Source organism: Bradyrhizobium sp. STM 3843 (assembly GCF_000239815.1).
GTDB lineage: Bacteria > Pseudomonadota > Alphaproteobacteria > Rhizobiales > Xanthobacteraceae > Bradyrhizobium.
Genome location: NZ_CAFK01000194.1, coordinates 51,431 through 69,551 on the forward strand (window position 1 = coordinate 51,431; position 18,121 = coordinate 69,551).

20 protein-coding genes and 1 tRNA gene are annotated in these 18,121 nt (G+C 63.4%); 17 read left to right on the forward strand and 4 right to left on the reverse strand.

What is annotated here, in order from left to right; genetic code table 11:
• Positions 1-41: 41 nt before the first annotated feature.
• Positions 42-590, forward strand: coding sequence for a hypothetical protein (locus BRAS3843_RS20555; RefSeq protein ID WP_008970949.1), 549 nt, complete (start codon positions 42-44; stop codon positions 588-590).
• 1,029 nt (positions 591-1,619) lie between these two features.
• Here BRAS3843_RS20555 and BRAS3843_RS40855 read toward each other — a convergent pair.
• Positions 1,620-2,582 (reverse strand): hypothetical protein, encoded by a 963-nt coding sequence (locus BRAS3843_RS40855; RefSeq protein ID WP_008970951.1) that lies wholly within the window; start codon positions 2,580-2,582, stop codon positions 1,620-1,622.
• 721 nt (positions 2,583-3,303) lie between these two features.
• Here BRAS3843_RS40855 and BRAS3843_RS20565 point away from each other — a divergent pair.
• Positions 3,304-3,654, forward strand: a complete 351-nt coding sequence (locus BRAS3843_RS20565; RefSeq protein WP_008970953.1) for a hypothetical protein — start codon at positions 3,304-3,306, stop codon at positions 3,652-3,654.
• A gap of 867 nt (positions 3,655-4,521) precedes the next feature.
• Here BRAS3843_RS20565 and BRAS3843_RS20575 read toward each other — a convergent pair.
• Positions 4,522-4,598 (reverse strand) — tRNA-Pro (locus BRAS3843_RS20575).
• Between the two features lie 296 nt (positions 4,599-4,894).
• On the opposite strand from BRAS3843_RS20575, the gene BRAS3843_RS20580 reads away from it, so the two are divergent.
• The 4 genes from BRAS3843_RS20580 to BRAS3843_RS20595 all read left to right on the forward strand — a co-directional run bounded on the left by BRAS3843_RS20580 (position 4,895) and on the right by BRAS3843_RS20595 (position 8,498).
• Positions 4,895-5,896: an L-threonylcarbamoyladenylate synthase gene (locus BRAS3843_RS20580; protein ID WP_008970954.1), complete on the forward strand. Its 1,002-nt coding sequence runs from the start codon at positions 4,895-4,897 to the stop codon at positions 5,894-5,896.
• 30 nt (positions 5,897-5,926) lie between these two features.
• Positions 5,927-7,354: an FAD-binding oxidoreductase gene (locus BRAS3843_RS20585; protein WP_008970955.1), complete on the forward strand. Its 1,428-nt coding sequence runs from the start codon at positions 5,927-5,929 to the stop codon at positions 7,352-7,354.
• Between the two features lie 91 nt (positions 7,355-7,445).
• Positions 7,446-7,892: a GNAT family acetyltransferase gene (locus tag BRAS3843_RS20590; protein WP_008970956.1), complete on the forward strand. Its 447-nt coding sequence runs from the start codon at positions 7,446-7,448 to the stop codon at positions 7,890-7,892.
• Between the two features lie 24 nt (positions 7,893-7,916).
• On the forward strand, positions 7,917-8,498 hold the full coding sequence (locus BRAS3843_RS20595; RefSeq protein WP_008970957.1) for an NUDIX domain-containing protein: 582 nt from the start codon (positions 7,917-7,919) through the stop codon (positions 8,496-8,498).
• A gap of 160 nt (positions 8,499-8,658) precedes the next feature.
• Here BRAS3843_RS20595 and BRAS3843_RS20600 read toward each other — a convergent pair whose 3' ends face one another.
• The gene (locus BRAS3843_RS20600; RefSeq protein WP_035982312.1) at positions 8,659-9,429 is read right to left on the reverse strand and encodes an SOS response-associated peptidase; all 771 of its coding nucleotides are present in this window, start codon (positions 9,427-9,429) and stop codon (positions 8,659-8,661) included.
• Positions 9,430-9,492: 63 nt separating this feature from the next.
• Between BRAS3843_RS20600 and BRAS3843_RS20605 the strand changes: the two genes are divergently transcribed.
• From BRAS3843_RS20605 to BRAS3843_RS20620, 4 genes are all read left to right on the forward strand, one after another.
• Positions 9,493-10,035: a hypothetical protein gene (locus BRAS3843_RS20605; RefSeq protein WP_008970959.1), complete on the forward strand. Its 543-nt coding sequence runs from the start codon at positions 9,493-9,495 to the stop codon at positions 10,033-10,035.
• Positions 10,036-10,119: 84 nt separating this feature from the next.
• Complete coding sequence (locus BRAS3843_RS20610) at positions 10,120-10,539, forward strand: NUDIX domain-containing protein (RefSeq protein ID WP_008970960.1); 420 nt, start codon at positions 10,120-10,122, stop codon at positions 10,537-10,539.
• Positions 10,540-10,595: 56 nt separating this feature from the next.
• Positions 10,596-10,973 (forward strand): TIGR02301 family protein, encoded by a 378-nt coding sequence (locus BRAS3843_RS20615; protein ID WP_008970961.1) that lies wholly within the window; start codon positions 10,596-10,598, stop codon positions 10,971-10,973.
• Between the two features lie 237 nt (positions 10,974-11,210).
• The gene (locus tag BRAS3843_RS20620; RefSeq protein ID WP_008970962.1) at positions 11,211-11,477 is read left to right on the forward strand and encodes a hypothetical protein; all 267 of its coding nucleotides are present in this window, start codon (positions 11,211-11,213) and stop codon (positions 11,475-11,477) included.
• A 130-nt stretch (positions 11,478-11,607) separates the two neighbouring features.
• Here the strand turns inward: BRAS3843_RS20620 and BRAS3843_RS20625 are convergent, their stop codons facing one another.
• Complete coding sequence (locus tag BRAS3843_RS20625; RefSeq protein ID WP_008970963.1) at positions 11,608-12,942, reverse strand: dihydroorotase; 1,335 nt, start codon at positions 12,940-12,942, stop codon at positions 11,608-11,610.
• 200 nt (positions 12,943-13,142) lie between these two features.
• On the opposite strand from BRAS3843_RS20625, the gene BRAS3843_RS20630 reads away from it, so the two are divergent.
• The 7 genes from BRAS3843_RS20630 to BRAS3843_RS20660 all read left to right on the forward strand — a co-directional run.
• Complete coding sequence (locus tag BRAS3843_RS20630; protein ID WP_008970964.1) at positions 13,143-14,024, forward strand: folate-binding protein YgfZ; 882 nt, start codon at positions 13,143-13,145, stop codon at positions 14,022-14,024.
• Positions 14,021-14,647: a DNA-3-methyladenine glycosylase I gene (locus tag BRAS3843_RS20635; RefSeq protein WP_008970965.1), complete on the forward strand. Its 627-nt coding sequence runs from the start codon at positions 14,021-14,023 to the stop codon at positions 14,645-14,647. The genes BRAS3843_RS20630 and BRAS3843_RS20635 overlap by 4 nt, the downstream gene beginning before the upstream one ends.
• Positions 14,644-15,258 (forward strand): HD family hydrolase, encoded by a 615-nt coding sequence (locus BRAS3843_RS20640; RefSeq protein ID WP_008970966.1) that lies wholly within the window; start codon positions 14,644-14,646, stop codon positions 15,256-15,258. Before BRAS3843_RS20635 ends, BRAS3843_RS20640 begins: the two co-directional genes overlap by 4 nt.
• Before the next feature lie 4 nt (positions 15,259-15,262).
• Complete coding sequence (locus BRAS3843_RS20645) at positions 15,263-15,502, forward strand: hypothetical protein (RefSeq protein ID WP_008970967.1); 240 nt, start codon at positions 15,263-15,265, stop codon at positions 15,500-15,502.
• Positions 15,499-15,741, forward strand: a complete 243-nt coding sequence (locus tag BRAS3843_RS20650; protein ID WP_008970968.1) for a hypothetical protein — start codon at positions 15,499-15,501, stop codon at positions 15,739-15,741. The genes BRAS3843_RS20645 and BRAS3843_RS20650 overlap by 4 nt, the downstream gene beginning before the upstream one ends.
• A gap of 21 nt (positions 15,742-15,762) precedes the next feature.
• Entirely contained in the window at positions 15,763-16,269 is a 507-nt protein-coding gene (locus BRAS3843_RS20655) for a protein-tyrosine phosphatase family protein (RefSeq protein ID WP_008970969.1), read from the forward strand.
• A 191-nt stretch (positions 16,270-16,460) separates the two neighbouring features.
• On the forward strand, positions 16,461-18,121 hold a 1,661-nt coding region (locus BRAS3843_RS20660), incomplete at its 3' end, for a DUF2339 domain-containing protein (RefSeq protein ID WP_035982313.1).

Consider the following 18,121-nt stretch of genomic DNA (forward strand, 5'->3'; position numbering starts at 1 on the left):
TGACAGTTTCTCTACGTTGGTTGTCCAAACAAGGATTAAAGATGATAGATCCACGACTTTTGGTTGTTGCCGTGTTCTGCATGATGTGTTCGGCGGCTGATGGTGCTGCACCGCCAGCGTTCCGCGCCTATCTCACTGCGGCCCAGGTGTTCACGCCGCCGACACCGTTGAATTATACACAGGTGCTGTTCAACGCTGTGGCATGGGATACCACAGGTTGGTTCGACACCGTCAACCACGTCTGGAAGCCTCAGGCCAGTGGCACCGCATTGTGTACCTGGCAGGTTTGGGATCAAGCCGGCGTCTACAATAGCCAATCGTATGGCATCACGGCCAAGTTAATTGGCACCGATTATTTGGGCAATAACAAGAGCTATGGTGGTGTAAGCGAGGATATAGCAGCTATCGGCACCCTGGGCAGCTATCCCAACACGGCCCAAAGCCAGTTGACAGCTCTGGTCCATGTCGATGCTGGCGACACATGGAAGGTGTCGAACTATGTGCAATCGGCATCCCCGCCAACAGGAACGGTGACGATCGATCCGAACCCGGCTCACACGATGTGGTCCTGCATGTTCTTTGCTGACTGACGGTCTTCGATGAGCAGCTCCCGGCACCATTGACCAATTCGCGCACGGCAGGAGTTCGTTTGATGTCGCGGCCGGGTTCATCGGGTCGGATAAATGGTTTATAGCCTCTCCTCGGAGGCGGCACTCTATAGCTCAAACTCCAAAATTGGTAGCATGGCATCTCTGACGCCAAGCGGCTCAAGTCGCTTGAGGAATAAAAATGCCAGGCTGAAGAGACCTGGCCAGTACCTCGTTATTACATCGCAACTAAATTGATATCTGCTGCATCCGGACCAACGGGTCGTTTAAGCACACGCGATACTATCGTCGTACGGCTATCCCCCGAAACAGCTATAAGTCTAAGCTCAGATGTCAAATACGCCTCCACCCTCCGAGCTGGAGTCCCATTTTGCTGGTCCGACCTCGATCTACTCCGCTTACTTGGCTAAACTTGCTACCAATAGTACTACCCTCGAAGAGTTCGAACAAACAAATCCAGCTTGGCGAACAACATTCCGGCGATTGCAGTCCCCGGAACGCGCAGAACTCGTCTGTGCGGGAAAAGCGCTGCTCACAAGTCACCTAAATTCCGAGCGCGCTTCACCGGACTCCCGCGCGCAAAACGTTTTGCGCATCCCCAACGCCGAAATCGCTGCCGACCCGCCTGTGCTGCCACCCTGACCGCAACAGGCGATCGGATGCGCAACCCCGACCAGCTCCGGCTATCGCCTGTTGCTCCACCTGCGCAATCGGCGAACGCCCAACCGGACTCCATTCTGATGGATGAAACCTCGGTGTCAGGTCAGCGCTACGATAGCATTCGCCATCGATTAGAGCGCGGCAGCTGTTCGTCAGAAGCGCCGCTCCTTCTTATGGGGTTCGTGCTTGGAGCGGCATTCGTTACTTCTGTGATGACGTACGCTCCAGCGCATTGCCAACAGATCGGGAGATTCGATTAGCGACCGCCGGAGCATTCTCGCCGCATCAAGGTGAGGCAGAAGGAGTCGGAGGTGAAACAGAAGCCCCCCCAAAGCCACAGCGTCCGATGTCTCAACAACCATTGATACTTATTTTGTTGGAGCAGGTCTTTGAGGCTGGTCCTGACACTGTTATCGCAAACGGGGCCCATGAATTTGAGAGAATAAGATTTTCGTTTCCAACATAGATATTCCCTCCTATCTCATCGTCGCTAAGCATAAGCACTTTGTTGTAGTACAGGTTGATGTTGCCGGTAATAACCGAATTTGTGATTGTCGTAACCGAAGAATTTCCAGTATCCGATATCACGATCGCACCGCTTGGATACGAGCCCGTAAAATCACACCGTACAAAGTGATTCTCGGGCTGCGTTAAACCGACAATATTGTAGCGCTGCTGATATCCGACTTGCCCTGACTGGGACCCGGGCTGATCGAACTTCACCCGAGTATACCAGTTCGCTCCCCCACTATTTAGTGCCGCCTGATGGCCCCAGATGAAGCCTCCCCAGATGTGACTATCAACGCCGTCGTTCCACAGACCGTACGCTCCATAGAAGCTGTTAACGTCCCGGAGGGTTACGTTGCAGTTTTGACCGATGTAGACAGTCCCCCTTGAGGAACCGGACCCATTGAAGCCATATACCCGGACACTTTCCATCGCACCGAAATGATTTCCCTGCGGACAGGTTCCATCGCTCTGGCTTTGGAAGCTGACCACAGCGCTATCGGTATTCGTGAACAAGACAGCACAATCTACGTCACCAACGACCCTCACCTTGGGAGGGATCACGACGCCTGCGCCCGAGATGAGATAGGAGCCGCAATGAAGGAGAGCTTGGCCGCCCCCATACGTTTGTTCGAGCCACATAAGCTGACAGTTGATCGCCGTCGTGTCATCGACAGATCCGGTGGCCGCCGCTCCACTACACACGTCTGCAATGGGTTGCTGAAGATCTATAGTTGAGTTTGCAGCTTGTGCGCGGCAGAGCGCAACCATCCCAATCACTGCAATCACGAGCAACAACCTACTCATATCTATCTCTCCTCAGGAGCTTTCCATTCACCAAATTTTTCCGACGAGTTGCTTACTTCATCGGCTAGCGCGCCGCGACTGAGCGCACAGTTGTTACTCCCGTGTCTGCCTGGTTCGCCACAGAGGGACCTCGGCAACAGAACGGCATTCCGCAGACTGATTGCGGCTCCCTAGTTCACGCAACTGCGCCGGCTCGAGCGCTTTGAGATCACAACTATATTGGATTCTAATTACAAATATACTATTTTAAATTGTATTACTTTCGCCTATCTTGCGCAGTCAGAACGTCTGCGAGATTCGCCAGCGTGGAAGTCGGGGTTCAATGCCTGGAAGGCGACGCGGAGCTGGCTCGGAAAACATGTTTGGGATCTCGAGAAAGGCCAGGAAGTGCACCATTGGCTCATCGAGCAGAGAAGTACGATTGGCAAGATGGTGCCAAATTGGATCAAGAACCAGCCCTGGACCTGAATCCGGTGCCTAACAGGGAGTGGCACGACTTCTTGCACCCGCATAGTCCAGTATTGCGCAAGATGTTGTGGGCTGGGGCTGGGCGCAAGGCGCTGGCATCGGTGGTGGTATAGCGGGTCCGGGTGGAGCACACTGTGGGTGCCAATGACCCCGACGGGCTGCTCATTTTACGGGAAGGGCTGCGCGGCCCAAGGCTTGAGCGGTTCATCGAGACCAAGCCGGGACACGCCTCATTTCGCTCGGCGAGTTGTTGATGCGTAGGCTGCGGGGCGCACGGCTTCTGCATCCATCTTTGGAGTTGTCTGAGATCGAAGGAATCGAGCTGGTTGGAATCGCGGGACCACGTACTCTCGGGGCTTCTATTTTCTCGTATGTCCTACTTCTCGTGCTGGGGTGGCTGACGCTGTCGATGCCGTTACTGGTGCGGTTACGGCTGTCGAATTCGAGGACCCTGACCCTCGACGAAGCCAAGACCCTCGTCATCCAGATGATCAATGAGTCGTCGTCGATGGATCAGGAGGACGCAGGCCGACTGGAGCAGCAGGTCTGCAAAGCGAGATCGGTGCACCGGATAGCGCTATTGCTCGATCGTGCGCACGAGTGAGTTCAGGCCCATGTGCCGACACGCTGGCTCGACGCCTCGTATCAGCTTAGTTCTCCAGACCGAGCGACAGCGAGCGCCACAACGGCAGCCCTGCGGGAGGCGGATATGACTGAAAGGAGTAGCTCGAAAACGGTGCTTCTGTTTGATATCGGACGGACCGAAGAAGCGTGTCCTGCTTTTTTGGAAAGATCGTCGTTGCTCGGGATGGGTCGGTGTCCCGCATTGACAACATCGAGTTTCTAGGCCTTTGGGGAAACGACTTAATAAGCAAGGCATTCAGTCTAAGGCATGCAGTCTTATGACCGGGCGCACTCGCCGAATCTCCGTGATCTTGCGTCCACTACCGAGTTCCGGTTCGAAGATGTGCGCCATCGTGCTGTCGAGTACCTCGGCAAACATCCGGATCACCTTGAGCAATACTTCGATCAGGAGGAGGATTCAGAAACAGTGCTGGACCGGGTCAGACGATCTTCGACGTACGAGGAGCTTGTTTGACGCTCTGGAAGTGCCCGACCCTTCGGATTGTCTGGACATTCTGGTTTGATGGGGCGCACCAGATTGCGGCCGAAGCGGCGGCCATTCGGGCCGTTGAGCAACTGCAAGCCGCGCAATCTTACGAGGCGGCGATCGACAAACGGCCAAAGTTGTAACCACAGTCGTCCGCAGGTGACTGAGCTCCGCAACGTCTGCGCGCCCGTTTCGGCCGAGCGCACACCTTCCGCTTGGCGCAGCTATCGCTGGTTACTGGCGGCCTTCACCGGCGATGCCGGCTGACGAAGCATTTCACTGGAAAGCCGGGGGGTGATTGGCTGAAAATCGGCCCGATATCAGACCGGCGACATCGGCCGACCTCGAAGCCGTGAAAAATGGTCGGAGCGGCAGGATTCGAACCTGCGACCCCTGCGTCCCGAACGCAGTGCTCTACCGGGCTGAGCCACGCTCCGACTTGGGAAGCCGGCTTATAGCGTCGGGTTTCGCGCTTCGCAAGGCGCTGGGCTCGCGAATTCTCAAGTAAAGCGTTGGTGGCGAGGGGCGAGTTAAGCCCTTGCCGCATTGAGGCTTTACCAGAAGGCCATTGGAGCGGACGCCGCGAAAGAGTACGGTCCGGCCGAAATCCGGCCCCCCTCACCCGATTGGCGCCGCCGATACATGCATCATCGGCACCGATCGACCTCTCCCCGATGACGGGGAAAGGCAAGCCACCTCCAGGAACAACCGCCGTCTACCATCACGTCCATTCATGTCGCCGTCCGAAACCACTGCCCTCGAAACCAAGATCCTCCCTGCCGATCGGGCCGGGATCGACGCCGCGGCGGCGACATTGTCGCGCGGCGGGCTGGTCGCGTTCCCGACCGAAACCGTCTACGGGCTCGGAGCCGATGCGACCGATGCGGGGGCGATCGCCCGGCTCTATGCCGCCAAGGGCCGGCCGGCCTTCAACCCGCTGATCGCCCATGTCGCCGACCTCCAGGCCGCCCGACGGATCGGCCGGTTCGATGCGACCGCGGAAAAGCTGGCGGCGGCGTTCTGGCCGGGGCCGCTGACCCTGGTGCTGCCGCAGACGGCCGAATGCGCGGTCGCCGATCTCGCCACCGCCGGGCTCGATACGGTCGCGATCCGGGTGCCGGCGCACCCGACCGCACAGGCCCTGCTCGCCGCTTTCGGCGAGCCGGTGGTGGCGCCGTCGGCCAATATCTCCGGCCACGTATCGCCGACCACCGCGGCCCATGTGAAAGCCGACCTTGCGGGGCGCATCGACCTGATCCTGGACGGCGGCCCGGTGCATGTCGGGGTCGAATCCACCATCATCGGCTGCTTCGCGCAGCCGACCCTGCTGCGGCCCGGCGGCGTGCCGACCGAGGCGATCGAAGCCGTGCTCGGCGAAAGGCTCGCGCGGCCCTTGGCAGAGGCCGCGAGCGAAGATGATCAGCCGGTGGCGCCGGGCATGCTGGCCTCGCATTATGCGCCGCGCGCGGCGGTGCGGCTCGACGCGAGGTCGGTCGCCCCCGGCGAGGCGCTGCTCGCCTTCGGTCCCATCGACCTGCCGGGCACAGACCGGGCGGCCGCGGTGCTGAATCTGTCCCCTGCCGGCGATCCGGCGGAGGCGGCGACGCATCTTTTCGGCTATCTTCGCGCGCTCGACATAAGCGGCGCGCGCGCCATCGCCGTCATGCCGATCCCGCATGAGGGGCTCGGCGAGGCCATCAACGACCGGCTGCGCCGCGCCGCCGCGCCGAGATAACGCCGAGCCAACACTGGAAACGATCATTCGATGAACATCAGCCAGCCGCCAGCGCCGCCCTTGCCGCCCGACCTGATCGCCAAATTTGCAGCCATCGTCGGCGAGCGTCAGGCGCTGACCAGCGCTGCTGACATCACGCCCTACGTCACCGAGGAGCGCAACCTGTTCCACGGCCGCTCACCGCTGGTGCTGCGTCCGGGCTCGACGGCGGAAGTGGCGGCGATCTGCAAGCTCGCCAGCGAGCACCACATCGCGCTGGTGCCGCAGGGCGGCAACACCGGTCTGGTCGGCGGCCAGACGCCGCACAATGGCGAGGTGGTGGTGTCCTTAAAACGCATGGACAAGATCCGCGAGATCGACACCGCCTCCAACACCATGATCTGCGAGGCCGGCGTGGTGTTGCAGGTGGCGCAGCAGAAGGCGGCCGAGGTCGAGCGGCTGTTCCCGCTGTCGCTCGGCGCCGAGGGCAGCTGCACCATCGGCGGCAATCTCTCCACCAATGCCGGCGGCACCGCCGCCCTCGCCTATGGCGTTGCGCGCGAGATGGCGCTCGGGCTCGAAGTGGTGCTGGCGGATGGGCGCGTGCTCAACGCGCTGTCGAAACTGAAGAAGGACAACACCGGCTACGATCTGCGCAACCTCTTCATCGGCGCGGAGGGCACGCTCGGTATTATCACCGCGGCAAGCTTGAGGCTGTTTCCGAAGCCGCGCGCGATCGAGACCGCTTTTGTCGGCGTGAAATCCCCGGACGACGCGCTGAAGCTGCTGGCGATCGCGCAGAGCGAGGCCGCGGGCAGCCTGACCAGCTTCGAACTGATCGCCGAGATCGCGCTCGATTTCTCGATCCGGCACGCCGCAGGCAACCGCGCACCGCTGTCGGGCCAGCATCCCTGGTACGTCCTGATGGAATTGTCGTCGTCGCGCGAGGACGCGCGTGCTGCTTTGGAGACGATCCTCGAGAAAGGATTCGAGGACGGCATCGTCGACGACGCCGCGCTCGCCGACAGCCTGGCGCAGCGCATGGCGTTCTGGAAGCTGCGCGAGGACATCTCCGCGGCGCAGAAGCCGGAAGGCGGCTCGATCAAGCACGACATCTCGGTGCCGGTCGCGGCGGTGCCCGCCTTCATCGCCGAGGCCAATGAGGCCGTGGTGAAGCTGATCCCAGGCGCGCGGCCGGTGCCTTTCGGCCATCTCGGCGACGGCAACATCCACTACAATGTCAGCCAGCCGGTCGGCGCTGAGACGGCCGTCTTTCTTGCCCGCTGGCATGAGGTGAATGCGGTCGTGTTCGAGATCGTGCTGCGGATGGGCGGCTCGATCTCGGCCGAGCACGGCATCGGCGTGCTCAAACGCGATGAGCTGCCCGACGTGAAGGACAAGACCGCGATCGCGCTGATGCGCTCGATCAAGGCACTGCTCGACCCGCTCGGCATCATGAATCCGGGGAAGGTGCTGTAACACATAGGCTCGCTGCCGCCGCCGACAGAAACCTGTCAAAAATCTGCGCTAAACACGCGCCTTCGATTCTGCGAGATCAAGAGTTCCCATCATGGACGTGCCGGCAAGCCTGACGATTGCAACGATCACCGACGACGACGTGCCCACCATCATCGAGCTCTGGATCCGCTGCGGCCTGACGCGTCCCTGGAACGATCCGGGCTCCGACATCGCGCTCGCCCGCCGCGGCGACAATGCGACCGTCCTGGTCGGTCGGGAGGGCGGGAAGATCGTCGCCACCGTCATGGTCGGCTATGACGGCCATCGCGGCTGGGTCTATTACGTGGCTGTCGATCCCGATCATCGCGGTCGCGATCACGGCCGGACCGTCATGGCGGCAGCGGAGGATTGGCTGCGCCAGCGCGGCATCCTCAAGCTGATGTTGCTGGTGCGCGCGGACAACTTACAGGTGCAGGCGTTCTACGAGACGCTGGACTATGCCAAGCAGGACCGCGTTCTCTATGCCAAATGGCTCGACGGCCGCGAGGCGACACCGTAGCGCAGTGGCCCGACAGGATTTCTCATGAGCATTTCCGATCGCATCCGCGTCGAAGACGTCCGCGTGCTGTCGCAGAGCTACGGCAGACTGACCGACAACAAGATCGCCTGGCGGCGCGACGACGGCACGTGGCAGGATCAGCATCGCGAGGTGTATGATCGCGGCAATGCGGCTGCGATCCTGCCCTACAATCTCCAGGCGCGGAGCGTGATCCTGGTCAAGCAGTTCCGCTATCCGGCCTTCGTCAACGGCCATGACGATCTTCTGATCGAGGCCGCAGCCGGTCTGCTCGATGAGGCCACGCCGGAAGAGCGCATCCGGCTCGAAGCGGAGGAGGAGACCGGCTACCGGCTCCATGACGTCAAGTTCGTATTCGAGGCTTTCATGAGCCCGGGCGCGGTGACCGAGAAGATCCATTTCTTCATCGCCGAATATGAGCCGCAGATGCGCGTCAGCGCCGGCGGCGGGCTCGCGCATGAGGGCGAGGAGATCGAGGTGCTGGAGCTTGCGATCGACAACGCGCTGGCGATGATCGACGACGGCCGCATCGTCGATGCCAAGACCATCATGCTGCTGCAGCACGCCGCGCTGAAGATTTTCGCGTGAGCGGGCCAACTCATTGGTCGCGCGTCCCGTTCCTCAGTCGTCACCCGCGACGGCGGGTGACCCAGTATTCCAGAGACACCAATTTCAATACGAGAGGCCGCGGCGTACTGGATACCCGCCTTCGCGGGTATGACGGCCTCCTTGATTGAAACATCCCGCTTCAGAACAGGCTCCCCTGCCCGTCGTCTTGCGGCGGTGCTGCCGGCTTGCGCGCGGCCGGTTTCTTCGCAGGCTTGCGCTGCGCCTCTTCCGCCGCGCGCTCCTCGTCCGTGATCGGCAGCAGCAATTGCGCATCGTCATTGGCAGCCGAATTGACCCGCGTCGACACTTCGTACCAGATAAAGGTGCCCTTCTCCGGGCACCTGAGCAGCGTCATCACCTCATCAACATCGTGCGCGTTGCAGTCCAACCACAACGTGAAGTCCGCAGGACTGATCGTCACCGGCACGCGGTCATGCAAGGTAGCGAGATCGGCGCTCGCCGCTGCCGTGACGATCGCGACCGTATCGACCTCTTCGCCATTGGGGCCGGCCCAGGTCTCAGCGAGCGCTGCAAACCCCATCGGCGCACCATCGCGGCGATGGATGAAGTACGGCCGCTTGCGCCCGTCCACGCTCTGCCACTCATAGTAGCCATCCGCGGGAACCAGGCACCGACGCCGCCTCAGCGCGTTCTTGAACGCGGGCTTGTCGCGCACAGTCTCGGCGCGCGCGTTGATCAGCAGCGTGAAATTACGGGGATCCTTGACCCATGCCGGAACCAGGCCCCAGCGCATCAGACGAAAATGCCGTGCGCCATTGTCGAGCATGATGACGGGCACGGGTTGCGTCGGTGCGATGTTGTGGCGTGGCGGAAAATTCGGTAGCTCCTCGTAACCGAACATGTCCCGTAGTGCTGCGGGTGGTGAAGTAATGACGAAACGTCCGCACATAATCTCACTCAAATTATTTGCCCGTTCAGGACCTTTTAACCCCAAACGCCAACACTGCGGCCGATGACAGCAGCGGCTCTACCACCCGTGCAGACCGAGCCAGCGACGGGCGCCGTTGATCCGGCCCGCGCCGCCTTGATGCGCGCCGCCAACATCAATCCCCGCACCGGGCTCGCGACCGACTACCTGAATCACTTCAACGAAGCGGTGATGCTGTTGGAGATGATCCCGGACATGCCGGAATGCGCCGAGGACTTTCTGGCCTGGAAGCCGTTGTCCTATGAAGAGCATTTCACCGCGACCAATTTCAAGGCCCGCGATCTCGTCATCGAGGCTTATGAAACGGCGGATCCGGTGATCCGTGAACGGTTCGATCATCTCACCAAGTCCATGACCGAGATTCTGCTCGCGGTCGGCGCCGCGATGCGCGAAGCCAAGCAGGACGCGACCCGCACCAGGCTTGCCACCCAGGCCACCGGCTGGCTCAAGCCCCTGATCGCCCAGGCCGGCGGCATGATCAATGGCGATCTCGAGCCGGAACCTGTCCCCGACGAGGGCGAGGTCGACGAGGTCGATGCCGTCGACGCCATTATGGCCAGCTTCTGACCGAAGCAGGTTTGATCGAAGCAGATTTGGACTGTTTCCGGCATCGCGTAAGATCGCGGTACGCCGCTCCGGAGCCCTGCCGCAATGATTCCGACCGTCTCGCCCCACCATCCCCAGCTCGCCGTCAGCGCCGCCATCTTCCGCGACGGAAAGCTCCTGCTGGTGCGGCGCGCCCGCAGCCCCGCGAAGGGCGTCTATACCCTGCCCGGCGGGCGGGTCGAGTTCGGCGAGCCGCTGCAGGAGGCCTTGCGGCGCGAGGTCGAGGAGGAGACCTCCCTGGCGATCGACATCATCGGGCTCGCCGGCTGGCGTGAGGTGCTGCCTGAGGCGATCGGCAGCGGCCATTTCGTGATCCTGCCCTTTGCGGCGCGCTGGCGCGGCGGTGAGATCAAGCTCAATGCCGAGCTCGACGATTTCAAATGGCTCGCGCCGGATGCACTTGACGGCCTCACGCTGACGGCGGGCCTGCCCGAGATCATTGCGGCAGCCGTAAGGCTGGTCTGACAGCCCCCTGTTCCGCCTTGCCTCTCGCACCCCGCAAGGGCATATCACAAACCCTGATGTCGAAACGTGTCCTGGCCGTCCTTCTCGTCATTGCGGCGTGCGCCACTGCGCCTGTGCGCGCGCAACAGGCGGCCGCGCCGTTTGATGGCGACTTGCAGCGCCTTTCCGAGATTCTCGGCGCCCTGCACTACCTCCGCGGCATCTGCGGCAGCAACGAAGGCGCCAAATGGCGCAACCAGATGCAGGCGCTGATCGACGCCGAGACGCCCACGGGCGATCGCCGCACCCGCATGATCGCGGGCTTCAATCGCGGCTATAACGGCTTTCAGCAGACCTATCGGACCTGCACCCCGGCGGCCATGGTCGCGATCCGCCGCTACATCGACGAAGGCTCCAAGATCTCGCGCGACCTCACCGCCCGCTACGCCAACTGAGGCAGTGCACTCTTGCATCTCTCACCCCGTGGGAACGGGAGGAAGGGAATGGGCGGTCGGCGCACGCCCGCACCTGAGGAGCCTGCACCTGGGGAGCCTGCACCTGGGGATTCGTTACCGCCGTTAACCTTTCCTAAAGAACTGGCCTATGCGCGCGCTTATCGCGTGGTAAACAGCACCGGTCCGGCGCGCTTGCCCGGAGCATTGCACCAAAGATCCTGCCGACGTCATTCATTCATGAGCCATCCCGTGCCGTTCAGCCCCGTCCACGCCACCCTGCCCGATCACGAGCAGAAGCAGGCCGCGCTCAGCTATCTCAACGAAGCCTGGGCGGAAGCGCGCCATGACGGCGTCGACGGCGATTGTCTGGCGCAGGCCAGCCTGTTCGCCGCGCTCGCCGAGTTGGTCGGTACCTACGGTGAGGATGCCGTCGGCAAGTTCGCGGAAGGGCTGGCGACGCGCGTGCGCAACGGCGAGTTCTCGCTCACCCGCGCGACGCAATAGTTCGCTTCAAACTCCGCCGTCATGCCCCGCTTCAAGCGGGGCATCCAGTACGCCGCGGCCTCTCGGTCAATCACGTATGTCTCTGGAATACTGGATCGCCCGCCTGCGCGGACGATGACAGCGAGAGAACTCACGCCCGCAGCGTCTCCAAGAACTGCACCGGCTCACCCGTGGCTGGCGTCAGCAGTTCACCCTGCCACATCACGCGCTGGCCGCGCAGGAATGTGCCGACCGGCCAGCCGGTGACGCGCAGGCCGTCGTAAGGCGTCCAGCCGGCGCGCGAGGCGACCCATTTGTTGGTGATGGTCTCGCTGCGCTTGAGGTCGACGATGGTGAGATCGGCATCATAGCCGGCGGCGATGCGGCCCTTGCAGGCGATGTTGTAGAGCCGCGCCGGGCCGGCGCTGGTGAGATCGACGAAGCGCTGCAGTGACAGCCGGCCGGCATTGACGTGATCGAGCATGATCGGCACCAGCGTCTGCACGCCGGTCATGCCGGAAGGCGAAGCGGGATAGGTCTTCGCCTTTTCCTCAAGCGTATGTGGCGCGTGGTCCGAGCCCAGGATATCGACGATGCCCTGCTCCACACCCCACCAGATCGCATCGCGATGGTCGGCCGAGCGCACCGGCGGATTCATCTGCGCATGGGTGCCGAGCCGCTCATAGCATTCGGGCCCGGCCAATGTCAGATGATGCGGCGTCGCCTCGACCGAAGCGACGTCCTTGTGGTCGCGCAAATAGGCGATCTCCTGCTTGGTCGAGATGTGCAGCACATGGATGCGCTTACCGGTCTCGTGCGCGAGATTGACCAGCCGCTGGGTGGCGAGCAGCGCCGCCTCCTCGTCGCGCCACACCGGGTGGGAGCGTGGATCGTTCTCGACGCGCAGGCCCTTGCGGTCGTTGAGGCGATATTCGTCCTCGGCGTGGAACGCGGCGCGGCGGCGGATCACCTGGAAGATACTGCGCAGGCTGTCATCGTCCTCGACCAGCAAGGAACCGGTGGAGGAGCCGACGAACACCTTCACCCCGGCGCAGCCTTCGGCGCGCTCGAGCACCGGCAGCTGGTCGACATTCTCGCGGGTGCCGCCGATAAAGAAGGCGAAGTCGCAATGCATGCGGTGCCGGCCCGCCTTCACCTTGGCGGTGAAGGCCTCCTCGGTCACCGTCAGCGGATTGGTGTTCGGCATCTCGAAAACGGCAGTAACGCCGCCCATGACGGCGCTGCGCGAGCCGGTCTCCAGATCTTCCTTGTGCGTGAGCCCGGGCTCCCGGAAATGCACCTGGGTGTCGATGACGCCGGGCAGGATATGCAGGCCCTTGCAGTCGATCACCTCGGCCGCCGTGGCGCCACCCAGCGCGCCGATCTCGGCGATCCGGCCGCCGGTGATGCCGACGTCACGCACGCCCTCGCCGTCCTGATTGACCACGGTGCCGGATTTCAGAATGAGGTCGAAGCGCTGGCTCATGATCCCTCGTAGGATGTCGTTCTCCACATGGCGAACGGAAGCAAACATTCATGCTTCATGCCTGCCCATTTGCTGGTCTGCCGTGCGCAGTTCAACTTCATCTTTAACATGAAGCCACGCTGCGACACCGTTTCCGCCTTGTGGTTTGGGCCAGGGCGGCTTACGTTTCGGTGCGGCGTGTCGCAAGAGGTTTTTGCAGAATGAAAGCGACCTTTCTCCCCGACCGGGGCGTAGTCCAGGTCAGCGGCGCCGACGCACGCAAGTTCCTGAACGGCCTTGTCACCACCGACGTCACCAAGCTTCACCCGGGCGCGGCGCGGTTCGGCGCCCTGCTGACGCCGCAGGGCAAGATCATCGTCGATTTCCTGATCACCCAGGTGCCTGCCGAGGACGGCGAGCGCTTCCTGCTCGACTGCCCGCGGGCGCTGGCCCAGGCGCTGACGGACAAGCTCAAGCTCTACAAGCTGCGGGCCCAGATCAGCATCGAGAACCTCTCCGACCAGGTCGGCTTGATCGCCGCCTGGGACGGCGCACCCGCAACCCAACCCGCGCTGAGCTTTGCCGACCCGCGCCAGCCCGAGCTCGGTCTGCGCATCATCGCAGCGCAGAGCGAGCTGCCGCGCCTGGCGTCCGAGCTCGGCGCCGAAATCGCCGACGTCAGCGCCTACGACGTGCACCGGATCGCCCACAGCATCCCACAAGGCGGGCTCGACTTCGCCTATGGCGATGCCTTCCCGCACGAGACCAATATGGACCATCTGAACGGCGTCGACATCGGCAAGGGCTGCTATGTCGGCCAGGAGGTGGTCAGCCGCATGCATCATCGCGGCACCACGCGCACCCGCGCCGCCCAGGTGGTGTTGGAGGGCTCGGCACCCGAGCCGGGCACGCCGGTCATGGCCGGCGACAAGACGGTCGGCACCATGGGTTCGGCGGTCGCGCAGAAGGGCATCGCGCTGTTGCGCATCGACCGGACCACTGAAGCCATCGCGGCCGGCACCCCGCTGACGGCGGACGGTCGCACCCTTCGTGTCGCTGATCTCGATGCCCTGCAGGGCGCGCCCAAGCAAACCGTGGCATGAGCCGAACTGCGCGTCTTCACCCCGACGGGCTCATACGGTGCCCCTGGCCGGGCGACGATCCGCTTTACGTCGCCTATCACGACACCGAATGGGGCGTGCCGGAGTATGACGACCGCGCGCTCTATGAGAAGCTGATCCTGGACGGCTTCCAGGCCGGGCTGTCCTGGATCACGATCCTGCGCAAGCGCGACAATTTCCGACGCGCCTTCGACGATTTCCGCCCCGAGAAGATCGCCCGCTACACCGACAAGAAGATCCATGCGCTGATGAACGATGCCGGCATCGTCCGCAACCGCGCCAAGGTCGAAGGCACGATCCTCAGCGCCAAGGCCTGGCTCAAGATCCAGGAGGACGGCGACGGGTTCTCGAAATTCCTGTGGGACTTCGTCGACGGCCGGCCCAAGGTGAACCAGTTCAAGACCACCGCAAGCGTGCCCGCCTCGACGCCGCTCTCGATCAAGATCTCCAAGGAATTGTCGACGCGCGGCTTCAAATTCGTCGGGCCCACCATCGTCTACGCCTTCATGCAGGCGACCGGCATGGTCAACGATCATCTCGTCACCTGCTTCTGCCATGAGACCTGCAGCGGCAAGCGCCGCAGCCCCCGCCTCAAAGCACTATGAGCACCCAAAAGACTTCATCCGGCCAGACCCGGGTCTGGCAACGCATGCTATCGGGCCGCAGGCTCGATCTGATCGATCCGTCCCCGCTCGATATCGAGATCGCCGACATCGCCCATGGGCTGGCGCGCGTGGCGCGCTGGAACGGCCAGACCCGCGGCGCACACATCTTCTCGGTGGCGCAGCACACGCTGCTGGTGGAAGCCGTGATGCGCGCGCGCAATCCCAACCTCGACGACCGGCTGCGGCTCGCCGCACTGCTGCACGACGCGCCCGAATATGTCATCGGCGACATGATCTCGCCGTTCAAGGCGGTGCTGGGCGCGGACTACAAGACGGTCGAGAAGCGGCTGCTCGGCGCCATCCATGTCCGCTTCGGCCTGTCGGCGGAGCTTGCGCCTGAGATCGAGCGCCAGATCAAGGCGGCCGATCGCGGCGCGGCCTATCTCGAGGCCACAGAGCTCGCGGGCTTCTCCGAGAGCGAGGCCAAGCGCCTGTTCGGCCGCGACCCGGAGCTGCCTGAAGCCACGCGCGTCGACTATCTGACGCCCTGGAACGCGGCGAAGGCCGAGAAGCGGTTTCTCGCGCGCTTCAATGCCGTGCTGGGACAATGATGCCATGCCGCTGACGCCCGATGATCGACGGAACGAGCGGCTGAAACTGCTGGCGAACTGGGCCAATACGCTGGCCACGGCCATCGTCTCGGTCGGCGTGTTCGTCCCGATCGGTCAGGAAATCTATGGGTTCCTGCCCCAGAGCACCGATCCAACCCTGGTCTATATATCGGCCCCCATTTGCTTTGCGGCCGGTTTGCTCCTACATTTGGGGGCACAGTGGCTTCTAGGAGGCCTCCGATGACGATCGGCCAGATCTATGCTCTGAGCATGCCGTTGGCGCTGGTGGCCATGGTGTGGCTCGTCGCGCTGTTCGTTCGCCGTCCCTGGACCGAGAAGCCCGTGCAACTGCCAGCCCAGCCCGCCCCCGTCAAACGAGAGCGGCTCCTGGATCGGCTTGAGCGGCTGAATGCCGAGATTGAAGGCAACGCCCAACTGGCGCGTCAGCAGCTGCGCCAGCTCAAGCGGCATCGGCGATCCTAAACCCGACGATCTTTTTCACGGATGATCCACGTCTGCTCGCTCGCCGCCCTGCCCGACACTGTCCGCCGCACCCGCGCCAGCCATGTGCTCACGGTCATGGCCAATGTCGATCAGGTGCTGACACCTGAGACCATCCTGCCGCACAACCATCTCAAGGTTTCGGTGGACGACATCACCGAGGAGATCGAGGGCTTCGTCGCGCCTTGCGAGCGCCACGTCGCACAGGTCCTGAACTTCGTCCGAGGCTGGGATCGCAATGCGCCGCTGGTCGTGCATTGTTACGCCGGGATCAGCCGCTCGACCGCCAGCGCCTTCGCCGCAGCCTGTATGCTCAATCCGCACCGCGATGAGCTTGCGATCGCGAAGGCCATCCGCGCCGCCTCCCCCATCGCTTCGCCGAACCGCCTGATCGTCAGCCTTGCCGACGCGGCGCTCGGGCGCCAGGGGCGGATGATCCGCGCCGTTGAGGCGATCGGGCCCGGCGCGATGTCGATCGAAAGCCAGCCGTTCCGGATCGATCTGGACTGAGCGGATTGCGGCCGCCACGCTGCTCCGGGCCCCGATACCCCCGCAACGCCGTTTGAACTTTTGCCGGCCGGGTCGACACTTACGGGAACCCGCGATCGCCAGGCTTGCCGTGGTGTCCCTGGGACCGATGCGGGGCGGCTGACCACCGCGGTAACCACCGGCTCGCCGGTATCGCTTGCGGAAATCAGACCATGTTCGACTGGCCGATTGACTGGATTGCGCTTCTGATCGCGATCGGTGTGCTGCTGTTTGCCCGCAGGACCGCCGAACAACTTGCGGACCTGCGTGCACGGCTCGAAAGGCTCGAGACGCGTGCCGCCGGGTCTGGTACCCCAGCAACAGCCGTGCCGCCGCCATTGACGCCCCTTGAGGAGGCGGTGGCCACGCTGGTACCGGAAGCGACCACCGCGCCGGCGCCCGACCAGCCCGAGCTGGGCGCAGCAACGTCCGATACGACGAGCCTTGCGCCCGAGGGGATCGACGACGAGGCGGGAGCTCCGCCACCGCCCCTGCCCCCATCTCCACCGTCGCAAGCCGCAAACTTCGAGGAAACGATCGGCACCCGCTGGGTGGTCTGGATCGGCGGACTTGCGCTCGCGCTCGGCGGCTTCTTCCTGGTGCGCTATTCGATCGAGGCCGGCCTGATCGGCCCGGCCGTGCGCGTGACCCTGGGTGGCCTGTTCGCGCTGGCGTTGCTCGGCGCTGGCGAATGGACGCGGCGCAAGGAGAGCGTCGCACAGATCGCGGCCTTGCCGATCGCCAACATCCCGGCGATCCTGACCGCGGCGGGCACCGCGGTGGCATTCGCCACCGTCTACGCAGCCTACGCACTCTACGACTTCCTCGCGCCCGCCAGCGCCTTCGTGCTGCTCGGGATCGTTGCCCTCGGCACCTTGGCCGCCGCGCTGCTGCACGGCCCCGCACTCGCTGGCCTCGGCATCGCCGCCGCCTTCGTGACCCCGGTGCTGGTCTCCTCGGACCAGCCGAACTATTGGGCGCTCTACCTCTATCTCGCGGTCGTCACCGCCGCGGCCTTTGCGCTGGCGCGTGTGCGGCTGTGGCGCTGGCTCGCGATCACCACGATCGTGCTCGCCTTCCTCTGGACCCTGCCGTGCCTGGATTGCGGCCTGACGATGGTCGCGCCGCACGTCTTCCACGTTGTGACGGGATTCGTGCTGGCAGCCCTGATCGTGGTGTGCGGCTTCATGTTCGGCCCTGACATGGCCGACGACCAGCTCGAGCCGATCTCGTCGGTATCGCTTTCGATCTATCTGTTGGGCGCGATGCTGATCGTGCTCGCCAGCCTCCATGACGGCGTGGCGCTGATCGCCTTCACCGCGCTGGTTGCAGGCACCTTGATCGTCGCCTGGCGCGCGCCGGCAGCGGTCGGCGCCGTCGGCGCGGCAGCAGTGACGGTGTTCATCGTATTCGCCGAATGGGCGGTGCGCGCCAATCTCGATATGCTCGTGCTGCCGGGCGGCGCGTTGCCCGAGATGGGCCCGAGCCCGACCGGGGAATCCGTCACCTCGCATCTCGTTATTGCGGCGATCTTCGCCGCGGCGTTCGGCGCCGCCGGATTCCTCGCGCAGGGCCGCAGCCGCAACGCCATCGTTCCCGTGATCTGGTCGGGTGCCGGCGTCTTCACGCCCGTCACGCTGCTGGTCGCGCTCTATGCACGCATCGCCCATCTCGACCGCTCGATCCCGTTTGCGATCCTGGCCGTGCTGCTGGCAGCAACCTTTGCGGCCGCAACGGAAGCGCTGTCGCGACGCGAGCCCAGGCCGGGACTGTCGGTCTCGATCGCGCTGTTTGCGACCGGCACGCTTGGCGCGCTGGCGCTCGCACTGACCTG